The organism is Streptomyces prunicolor NBRC 13075, from assembly GCF_000367365.1.
GTDB classification, from domain to species: Bacteria; Actinomycetota; Actinomycetes; order Streptomycetales; family Streptomycetaceae; genus Streptomyces; species Streptomyces prunicolor.
This window is the reverse complement of record NZ_BARF01000006.1, coordinates 1-9,273: the sequence shown is the minus strand read 5'-3', so window position 1 is coordinate 9,273 and position 9,273 is coordinate 1. Positions and strand designations below refer to the sequence as shown.

Annotated in this window: 9 protein-coding genes; all 9 read right to left on the bottom strand. The window is 69.2% G+C overall.

Features of this window, described 5'->3' with window-relative positions:
• Positions 1-340 precede the first annotated feature (340 nt).
• Entirely contained in the window at positions 341-862 is a 522-nt protein-coding gene (tsaE, locus tag SPR02S_RS03630) for a tRNA (adenosine(37)-N6)-threonylcarbamoyltransferase complex ATPase subunit type 1 TsaE (protein WP_026150172.1), read from the bottom strand.
• On the bottom strand, positions 828-2,066 hold the full coding sequence (locus SPR02S_RS03625; RefSeq protein ID WP_019055559.1) for an alpha/beta fold hydrolase: 1,239 nt from the start codon (positions 2,064-2,066) through the stop codon (positions 828-830). The genes tsaE and SPR02S_RS03625 overlap by 35 nt, the downstream gene beginning before the upstream one ends.
• Entirely contained in the window at positions 2,063-3,340 is a 1,278-nt protein-coding gene (gene alr, locus SPR02S_RS55075; RefSeq protein ID WP_019055558.1) for an alanine racemase, read from the bottom strand. Before alr ends, SPR02S_RS03625 begins: the two co-directional genes overlap by 4 nt.
• A gap of 55 nt (positions 3,341-3,395) precedes the next feature.
• Positions 3,396-4,298, bottom strand: a complete 903-nt coding sequence (locus SPR02S_RS03615) for a L,D-transpeptidase family protein (protein WP_026150171.1) — start codon at positions 4,296-4,298, stop codon at positions 3,396-3,398.
• Positions 4,299-4,572: 274 nt separating this feature from the next.
• Positions 4,573-6,009, bottom strand: a complete 1,437-nt coding sequence (locus SPR02S_RS03610; protein WP_026150170.1) for a bifunctional ADP-dependent NAD(P)H-hydrate dehydratase/NAD(P)H-hydrate epimerase — start codon at positions 6,007-6,009, stop codon at positions 4,573-4,575.
• Between the two features lie 45 nt (positions 6,010-6,054).
• Complete coding sequence (locus SPR02S_RS03605) at positions 6,055-6,426, bottom strand: holo-ACP synthase (protein WP_019055555.1); 372 nt, start codon at positions 6,424-6,426, stop codon at positions 6,055-6,057.
• Positions 6,427-6,513: 87 nt separating this feature from the next.
• Entirely contained in the window at positions 6,514-8,349 is a 1,836-nt protein-coding gene (locus SPR02S_RS03600) for a hypothetical protein (protein WP_245607489.1), read from the bottom strand.
• Positions 8,350-8,381: 32 nt separating this feature from the next.
• Positions 8,382-8,918, bottom strand: coding sequence for an RICIN domain-containing protein (locus tag SPR02S_RS03595; RefSeq protein ID WP_019055553.1), 537 nt, complete (start codon positions 8,916-8,918; stop codon positions 8,382-8,384).
• A 110-nt stretch (positions 8,919-9,028) separates the two neighbouring features.
• The coding region (locus tag SPR02S_RS55070; protein ID WP_043258054.1) for a helix-turn-helix domain-containing protein at positions 9,029-9,273 on the bottom strand (245 nt) is incomplete at its 5' end.

Below are 9,273 nucleotides of genomic sequence, written 5' to 3'. Positions count from 1 at the left end.
ACCGGCGCGCAGCCGAACGACTACGCCGCTTTACGCTGACGCCGCTCGCCCGGCACCTCCCCCGGCTCCGGCGCGGGAGGCGGCGTAGAAACGGCCTTGGCCGCAACCCCCGCCGCCAACAGCTCCCGCATGGACACCCCAGCGAACGCAAACGGCCGCGCCCACTCACGCTGGTTCTCTGAAACCGACATGGACGCCTCCTGGGAGCCGGGGGCAGACGTAGTTAGGTAGACCTAACTACGAACTGGATACCATGTGACCACGCGCGAGACCCCGAACGCAACATCTTGCCGACACCTTGTCGGAACCCACACCCCTCGCACCCCCTCGCACCCCCCGGTCAGCCGCCGAGCACGCCCAGTTCAACCGCGGCCCACCGCGCACCGAGCCCGGTGACGGTGACATGCCGTACTTCGTCGGTGGTATCCCCGACGGCCCGGTGGATGACGAGCGAGAGCCGGTCGTCCGTCAACTCCTCGACCTTCCCCTCACCCCACTCCACGACGATCACGGACTCGGGCAGCGAGACATCGAGATCGAGGTCCTCCATGTCATCGAGCCCGCCACCGAGCCGATACGCGTCGACGTGCACAAGCGGCGGCCCGTCACCGAGCGAGGGATGCACCCGGGCGATCACGAAGGTCGGCGAGGTCACCGCTCCCCGCACCCCGAGCCCCTCCCCCAGACCCCGGGTGAGTGTCGTCTTGCCGGCGCCCAACTCCCCCGTGAGCATCACGAGGTCGCCCGCGCGCAACAACTTGGCCAGACGCAGCCCCAACTCCCGCATCTGCTCGGGGGAGTTGACGGTGATCGATACGGACAGGGGCTCAGCCGCGTTGTGCGGTGCTGCTGGTGCTTCCATAGCCACTTACGGTAGCGCCTGCCGGTACGGCACCCGCGCGGGTGAGCAGGTCGGCGAGGCGGTCGGTGACGACCTCCGGGTGCTCCAGCATGACCAGGTGCCCGGCGTCCGGCACGAGCACCAGCTCGGCGTCCGGCAGCAGGTCGGCGATGGCCTCACTGTGCTCACTGGGCGTGACGAGATCGCCGATCCCGGCCAGCACGAGCACCGGCATGTCCTTGAAGTGGGGCAGGGCGGCGGTCTTGTCGTGGTCGGTGAAGGCCGGGTAGAACTCGGCGACGACATCGATGGGCGTGCCCTCGATCATCCGCTCGGCGAACCGCGCGACCGCCGGATCGACGTCCCGCGAAGCGAACGAGTACCGCTTGATGATCCCGGCGAACAGATCGGCGGTGGCCCGCCGCCCCCGCTCCACCAGCGCGGCCTGCTGCCCGAGCGCCTTCAGCACGCCCGGCAGCACCCGCCGCACCGCGTTGACCCCGGCGACCGGCAGCCCGAAGTTGACCTCGCCGAGCCGCCCGGAGGACGTACCGACGAAGGCGGTGGCGACGACCCGGTCGCGGATCAGGTCGGGGTACTGGTCGGCGAGCGCCATCACCGTCATGCCGCCCATGGAGTGCCCGACGAGCACGATCGGCCCCTCGGGCACGGCCGCGTCGATCACGGCCTTCAGGTCGCGCCCCAACTGGTCGATGGTGAGCGGCATGTCGTCTTCCAGCTGCGCGACCCCGCGCGCGGAACGCCCGTGGCTGCGCTGGTCCCAGTGCACGGTCCGCACGACCCCGCGCAGGGCGGCCCGCTGGAAGTGCCAGGAGTCCTGGTTCAGGCAGTACCCGTGACTGAAGACGACGGTGACGGGGGCCGGGGCCTTCCGCCCGAAGAGCCGCCGCCGCTTGGGCGTGACGGCGACCTCCGGCTCGATGTCGTCGACCTCGTAGTACAGCTCCGTACCGTCGTCGGCGCGGGCCGTACCAGGCGTACCGCGCAACGAGCCGTACGGCCCCGTCGAGTCGAGCGCCAGCCGGGCCCGCTCGCGCATCCCCCGCCCGACGGTCATCCGCTCTATGGCGACACCGGCCGCGGCACCGGCGGCGATCACACCTATCGCGGCACCGGCGATACCGGTGGCCTTCCGCCAGTTCCCGCCCGCCCCCGCGGCGGCGGAGGCGACCGCAGCGACTGCCTCCGCACTGCTCTCGCTCACGTGCCGCTCCTCTTCACGTCAGAACCCTGCGCTACGTCGTCTCCCTCATACCCGGGAATGATCTCCGGAACGACCTCGGGGCCGACCCCGGGACCGCCCTCGCCGACGACCTCATTGACGTAGACGCGGGGAACGCGTGTTCCGATGCGGGTCACGATCTCGTAGGCGATGGTCCCGGCGGCCTGCGCCCAGTCCTCGGCGGTGGGCTCACCATGATCACCGGCCCCGAACAGAATCGCCTCCGCCCCGGCCTCCAGCTCGTCCCCACCCAGGTCCACGACGAACTGGTCCATGGCGACCCGCCCGGCGACCGTCCGCCACTTCCCGCCGACCAGCACCGGCCCGGTGCCGGAGGCGTGCCGCGGGATGCCGTCCGCGTACCCGACGGGGATGAGTCCGAGGGTGGTCACGCCCGGGGTGACGTAGTGATGCCCGTAACTGACCCCGTGCCCGCCCGGCACCTGCTTCACCAGCGCGACGGACGCCTTCAGGGACATCACCGGCCGCAGCCCGAAGTCGGCCGAGGATCCCACCTCGGGGCTGGGCGAGATGCCGTAGACGGCGATGCCGGTCCGGACGAGGTCGAAGTGCGCGTCGGAACGGGTGAGCGTGGCAGGCGAGTTGGCGATGTGCCGCACCTCGGCCCGCACCCCACGCTCCTCCGCGTACGCCACCATCTCGCGGAAGAGAACGAGTTGGGCGTCGATGGAGGGATGCCCGGGTTCGTCGGCGCAGGCGAGATGGGACCAGAGCCCGGTGATACGGAGAAGCCCGTCGCTCTCGGCGCGCAGGGCAGCATCGACCAGCTCGACCCAGTCATCGCCGGGCTGACACCCACTACGCCCGAGCCCGGTGTCGGCCTTGAGCTGCACGCGCGCGGGAAGCCCAACAGCACGAGCGGCGTCAGTGACCTCTTCCAGGGCCCACATCCCGCTCACCGACACATCGAGATCGGCCTCGATGGCCTCCCGCCAGGGCCCGCCCGGGGTCCACAGCCAGCACATGATCCGCACGCCGTCGGGCAACCCGGCACGGGCCCGCAGGTCGAGCGCCTCCTGGGGCGTGGCGGTACCGAGCCAGGTGGCCCCGCCCTCGACAGCCGCGCGGGCACACGGCACCGCCCCATGGCCGTAGGCATCGGCTTTCACCACGGCCATGACGGCCGCGCCCGGCGAGAGGGCGCGCAGGGCACGCACATTGGCCCGCAGGGCGCCCAGATCGATCTCGGCGCGGGCGCGCAGCGGTGCGGTGAGCTGTGTCGCTGTCTCATTCATGGCACCCCCAGTGTCTCAGAGGGGACTGACACCCCCTCTGAGCCCTCCTCGTTCCCTAGTTCCCGGGCCGGTGCCCCCACACGTACACGCGGTCGCCCTTCTTGAGGACACCCCAGAGCTTGCGTGCGTCGGCCAGCCGCAGATTGACGCAGCCCCAGGAGCCGACGGTGGTGTAGATGCTGCCGTAGACGGCGTGGAAGGCGATGCCGCCGTCGAAGAACTGGGCATACGGCATGGGGCTGTTGTAGAGCGTCGACCAGTGGTTCTTGTGCTTCCAGTAGATCTTGTGCCAACCGCCCCGGGTCACATGCCCACCACGCCCACTGCGCATCGGCACCGGCCCGAAGACGACCTTCTTCCCCTTCTGCACCCAGGTCAGCTGCCGGTCGAGATCGACACAGGCGACCCGGTACGAGCGGACGGGACACTTCCGCGCGGCGTTCGGATTCTTCTTCGCACCGATCAACTGCATCCGCGCCCAGGTCACCGGCCCGGCGAACCCGATCGCAGGCTTAATGCCCTGCTTCTTTTGAAAGGCACGAATGGCCTTGCAGTCGGCACCCGACTGCCTGCCGTCCACCTTCAGCTTCAACCACCGCTCCACGCCCCGCTGATACGGCCCGGTCTGCTTGCTGCAGCTCACCTTCGCGACGGCGTCCCCGATCGGCACGTACTCGACGAGCGCGTAGGTCCCCACGGCGGCGTTGTGCGGCTCAACCCGGTCTTCTTCAGCGCTGGGCGCGTACACCTTCGGCGGGAGCGCCTGATCAGGCGTATCGATCTGCCACGGCTGATACGGCCCCGGCGGCACCCCCGGCACCAACTCACTCTCCCCGGGCCCCGCAGCCGGCGGCACCGGCCCATCGGCACCCCAGGCACTACCGGCCCCGACGGGGAGAGCGATCACCGCGGTGAGCAGCACCGCGATACTTCTGTGCGCGATTCGTGTACTGATCATGCGATCAGAGAAACGTGGCGGTACGGCGGGAGCCGGGTGCCGCGCGGAGGGGTCACCCTTATTGACGAGCGTTCACTGTCAGCCCGTCCGGCTTTTCAGCACAGGCCGCCATATCCAGCCCGTCCACTCGTTCAGCACGGGCCGCCACCACTCAGCCCGTTGGGGGTCCCCCCTCTGGGGGAGTTTGAGGACGAGGCCGTCCAGGCCGAAGCGGGGGTCTGGAGGCGGCAGCCCCCAGTGATGGGACGGGTAGGGGCGGCGGGGGCGAAAAAACTCAGTCCCGCACATCCCGCCAGGCAACCCGAACCGCCTCAGCCACATCATGCGCCCCCACCGGCGCCCCATCCGCAGCCAACCTCCCCGCCAATCCATGCAGATACGCCCCCACACTCCCCGCATCGAACGCCGACACCCCCGCCGCCAACAACGACCCACAGAGCCCCGACAACACGTCCCCACTCCCCGCCGTAGCCAGCCACCCCGTCCCCGTCGAATTGACCCGCACCGCCCCACCCCCCGAGTCGGCAACAAGCGTGGTCGACCCCTTGAGCAACACGGTCGCCCCATACCGCCCGGCCAACTCCCGCACGGACTCCAACCGAGCCCCTTCAACTTCCCCCCGAGGAACCCCGAGCAACGCAGCCGCCTCCCCCGCATGAGGAGTCATCAACGTCGGCGCCCGACGCCCCCGCACAGCACCCGGATCAACCAACCGCAACCCGTCCGCGTCAATGAGCACAGGCACATCAGCGGTCACCACATCAGCCACAGTCGAGGCGTCATCACCACCCCCGGGCCCGACAACCCAGGCCTGCACCCGCCCAGCCTTCAGCGGCCCACCCTCCGACACCAGCACCTCAGGAAACCGAGCGATCACCGCATCAGAGGCCGGCCCGACATACCGCACGGCCCCCGCCCCACCCCGCAAGGCCCCGGCAACGGCAAGCACAGCAGCCCCCGGATACCGCCCGGACCCGGCGGCGATCCCGACAACCCCCCGCCGATACTTGTCACTCTCGGCCCCCGGCACAGGCAACAACCGCGCCACATCCGCATGTTGCAGGGCCTCCGACTCGGCCTCATCAGGCAATTCACCCCCCAGCCCGATATCAACAAGCCGCACGGCCCCGGCGTACTCCCGCGCAGGATCGATCAGCAACCCAGGCTTATGAGCCCCGAAGGTGACGGTGACATCGGCCCGCACGGCAGCCCCCCGCACCTCACCGCTGTCCGCCTCGACCCCGCTGGGCAGGTCAACGGCGACGACGACACCCCGGGAGTCCCCGGCAAGCGCCGCGAGCCGCGCGGCGTCGGGCCGCAGCCCACCCCTCCCTCCGATCCCGAGAATCCCGTCGACGACGAGATCGGCGCGGAGGACGGTCTCCTCGGCATCACCGGCCGCGACGGTACGACCGCCCGCCCGCAGCAGCGCCGCGAGCCCGCCCGGGTGGGTGCGCTCGGGCGCGAGCAGCACGGCCGCGACCGCCGCGCCCCGCCGAGCCAGCCGCGCCCCGGTGTACAGGGCATCGCCCCCGTTGTCCCCGCTCCCCACCAGCAGCACGACCCGACTGCCGTAGACCCGCCCCAGCAACTGGGCGCAGGCGACGGCGAGTCCGGCGGCGGCCCGCTGCATGAGCGCACCCTCCGGAACCCGCGCCATCAGCCGTCGCTCGGCGGCCCTTACCGTCTCCACGCTGTACGCAGTACGCATACGGTCGAGTCTGCCCCGTGTGCGGCGGGGACCGCACCCGGGCCGTCAGCCCTCGGCCACGACCACGGCGGAGGCCACCCCCGCGTCGTGGCTCAACGAGACATGCCACGACCGCACCCCCAGCTCGGCCGCCCGTGCCGCGACCGTCCCCGTCACCTTCAGCCGGGGCTGCCCGCTGTCCTCGACGTACACCTCCGCGTCCGTCCAGTGGAGCCCCGCCGGGGCACCGAGCGCCTTGGCCAGGGCCTCCTTCGCGGCGAAGCGGGCGGCGAGGGAGGCGGGCCCACGGCGTTCCCCGCTCGGCAGCAGCAACTCGCTGTCCAGGAACAGGCGTTGGGCCATACCGGGCGTACGTTCCAGGGACGCCGCGAACCGGGCGATCTCGGCCACGTCGATACCAACCCCGATGATGCTCATGCCGATCACCCTATGACGGCGCGGATACGCCGAAGGGGGTGGCGCGTGGCCGGGGCCACGCGCCACCCCCTTCCCCCCCGTTGTGGGTCAGCTGCGCGTCAGCGTGTAGTCGCCGCCGCCGTTGTCCCCCGTGACGACGACGCCGTAGCGGCCGGTCCGTGTCGGGGTGAAGGTCACCGAGACCGGTCCACCGAATATGGGGTCCGCGACAGCGGACACCACCGCGGAGCTACGGTTCTGCACGAACGTCGCCGGCGTGCTCGGATCGTCGCCCATGATGAACAGGCTGGCGGTCGAGATCACGCTTGCCTCGGTCAGACTGATGGTCACCGGCACACCCGCGGTCAGGTCCGTCTCCTCCACCGCGGCGACATTCGAGTCGTCGAAGCGGAACGAACTGGACGACGCCGGCTGCAAGGTCTGGAAGGCCTGCACGTGCTCGATGCGGAAGGTACCGGGTCCCCGGAACTGGTTCACCCGTGGGTAGTAGTCGCCCAGCGGCCGCAGATTCGAGTCGATCGCGACGAAATCCACCGCCTGGTCGTTGAAATTGCTGGCCTTGAGGAACGACGTCTGCGCCCGGTCGTCGTACATCGTGAAGTCGAAGTCGGTCGGCGCCGACGGCCGCAGCGCGACCACGGACCACGAGTGGACCGTGGTGTTGAAGCCGAAGTTCTGCGGTGGCGTGTCCGAGAGGAAGGTGGGGAGGGACTGCCCTTGTCCTTCGATCAAGGGGTTGCGGTACTGATAGTCGATCGTGTTCTGGTAGAGCGACCCCTTGGTGGCGTCGGACACGTCGAACCCATCCGCTCCACGGCTGTTCCAGAACGACGCGAACGTGTTGTCGACGTGATGCGCCAGCGTGAAGAATTCCACTCCGAAGCCCTCACTGTGCTGGTCCCAGGTTTCGCTGGCATGGGCGCCGGTGTCGATGAGGTCCTGAAGTGCGCCGATGACCCGCGTCTCCGTCACATCACCGTTGGCGACACCGTTGGAGCCCCAGCTCGGATACTCGTAGTCGGCCGAGTCTCTGTATACCGACGTGTGGTACATGGCCAACGAGAAGAAGGTCGCCCATCCCTCGATCCATGCGCATACGGCGGTGCTGGCCGCGTTGGGAGGATGAGGAACGGGGCAGCCCGCGGTCGACGGAAACGCGTCGTTGTAGAGGTCGTCCATCAGTGCGTGGCCGATCTCGTGCATGACCGACATCGGGGCGTCCGGAGTCGCGGAGAGCAGCGACACGAAGTTGCCCGTCTGGTCGTAGTGATCCATCCCGCTGGTCCGGTCGTTCGCCCAGTCGATCCGCACCTGGCTGCACGTGGTGTCCTTCGGATCCCAGCAGCCGTTGGAATGCGGAACCCCCAACCACGCGTCGTTGCCCACATCGAACGCGTGAGCGGCTCGGTTGCCCGCCACGTCGACGGGGGCCATGGCGCCGAAGTTCACCGTGCTGCCCGGCACCGGATTGGCACGGATCGGCGTACTCCAGTTGTAGACGTCCGTGCCGTTCTGTACCCGCCACGCGGCGTTCTCGGCCTTGAACGTGATGTACATCTGCGTGAACTGCGCGGCGCCGAAACAGATGTCGAAATTGCCCGCGGAGTTCGTGAGCCCGGCGATCAGCGCGCCGGTGAGGTGATCCCGCACCTGCACCTGACTGTTCATGGCGTTGTGCCGCACACCTGCCTGGTCGGTGTAGCTCCAGTTGCCGACCGCGTGCGTGTCACAGGCCAACAGCGCCGGTGAGGCGCCGGAGGTCTGCTTCCGCGCCGGAAGTCCCGGACCCGGCACACCGCTCGTCGCCTGCCAGGCCGGGCGTTTCGCCGCAACTGTCGACGCCGCCACGGCAGTTGGTCCGCCGTCGCCCGAGGCCGCCCATCCGACCCCGGGTCCCGCCAACGCGCACAGCACTGTCAGCACGACAGTGAGGATGGTTCTTCGCGCCGCCCTCATCAGCCGTACAGCCAGTACTGGTTCCAGTTCACGGACGTACCGCAGCTGTACTGAAGGATTCCGGCCTTGTTGGCCGTGCTCGAATTGGCGACGGTCGCGCATTTGAGGCTGTGGCGCGCCACCAGCTGGAATCGCAGGGTGTTGTCCGCCACGTAGTTCAGTCTCCACTGCTGGCTGTACTGCGTGTTGCAGCCGTTCTGGACCACGACGGCGTTGTTGTCCGAGCTGCGGTCCCGGACGTCCACGCACTTGCCGCTGCTCTGGTTGACGATCCGGTAGTAATTGCCGCTGGTGTCGCTGTCGATGTACTGCAGCGCCCATTTCTGGTTCGCGCCGCCGTTGCACTGGTACTGCTCCAGGCCCTGTCCGTCGTCCGAACTGGACTCGGGCAGGTCCAGACACTTACCGCTGTTGTAGTTGGTCAGCGGCAAGTAGGTCAGGGCCAGCGGCTGGACGGAGCCGACACCGGCGGCAGCGGCTCCCGACAGTCCGACCAGGCTCGCGCCGAGCGCCGCGGCGACTATGGCATTGATCATGCTCAGTCTCATGTGGTCATCCCCCGATGACGAGAACTGGGTGGTCCGGCGACAACGTTGCCGCCGTGGGCAAGCGTGTCCGCGCCGCGCTCGCGGGGGATGAGCAACCGTTACTCAACTACCCCGAGTGCCTGGGCCAGTTCGTGCCGGGTGGTCACCCCGAGCTTGGCGTAGGCGTGCTGGAGGTGGTTGTCGACCGTGCGTACCGACAGGGCCAGGACTGTGGCGATGTCCTTGCTGGCGTTGCCGACGGCGGCGAGCAGGGCGATCTCGCGCTCGCGGACGGTGAGCGGTGCGGTGGCCTGGGCGAGGATCAGCAGGGGGGTGCGGGCACCCTCGGAGCGGACTCGGGCCG